Here is a 540-nt window from a genome sequence, read left to right as displayed (position 1 = left end):
TTTTATCGTGGCGGTGATTGGCGCACTGGTTGTGCTGTTTGTTTACCGGAAAATCCGAAACTGATAATAGTAAAAAGACTTACCGATGATTGGCGTGGTGATGGAATGGTGAATGACACAATTGCAGAAAAACTCGAAGCCAGGGGATTCTGGCGACGCGCTGCTGCCCGATGGCTGGATGTGATGCAACATTGTGCTACGGATGCTCAGCGGGAATGGATCAGCCAGAGACGTAAATATTGTTTATCAATGATAGCATCACCACGCCATGATAATAAACTGGATATCGGAGCAATTAACCGGGCTGCGATAGCCACGCAGGAAGCGATGGGGATTAAGCAGGATAACAGTATTACTTTCAGGAGTTACTATCCCAGGAGTAGTAAGTGAACTGTAATTTTAGCGAGTCTGCTGAGTAGATGATATATTTTCAATTTCTGTAAGGTAAGTCTGTTGTGGCGACAGCGCAGGAAATAATGAACGCCCTAATAATTGGCAATTGCAAATATATTAAACAGAAGGAAACCAGATTAACAACAG

2 protein-coding genes are annotated in these 540 nt (G+C 43.7%); both read left to right on the top strand.

Annotated elements, in window-relative coordinates:
• Positions 1–7 precede the first annotated feature (7 nt).
• Entirely contained in the window at positions 8–64 is a 57-nt protein-coding gene (locus GTGU_RS27140) for a hypothetical protein (protein WP_425427539.1), read from the top strand.
• 41 nt (positions 65–105) lie between these two features.
• Positions 106–390: a PerC family transcriptional regulator gene (locus GTGU_RS23575; RefSeq protein ID WP_038163790.1), complete on the top strand. Its 285-nt coding sequence runs from the start codon at positions 106–108 to the stop codon at positions 388–390.
• Positions 391–540: the final 150 nt, after the last annotated feature.

The sequence above is a fragment of the Trabulsiella guamensis ATCC 49490 genome (assembly GCF_000734965.1).
GTDB lineage: Bacteria > Pseudomonadota > Gammaproteobacteria > Enterobacterales > Enterobacteriaceae > Trabulsiella > Trabulsiella guamensis.
Note: the sequence above shows the minus strand (reverse complement) of the source record. Positions and strands in the feature narration are given on the sequence as shown.

Bases quoted from the DNA above. Each gene is read 5' to 3' on its own strand.
- GTGU_RS23575 (WP_038163790.1), top strand. From the start codon at position 106: ATGGTGAATGACACAATTGCAGAAAAACTCGAAGCCAGGGGATTCTGG.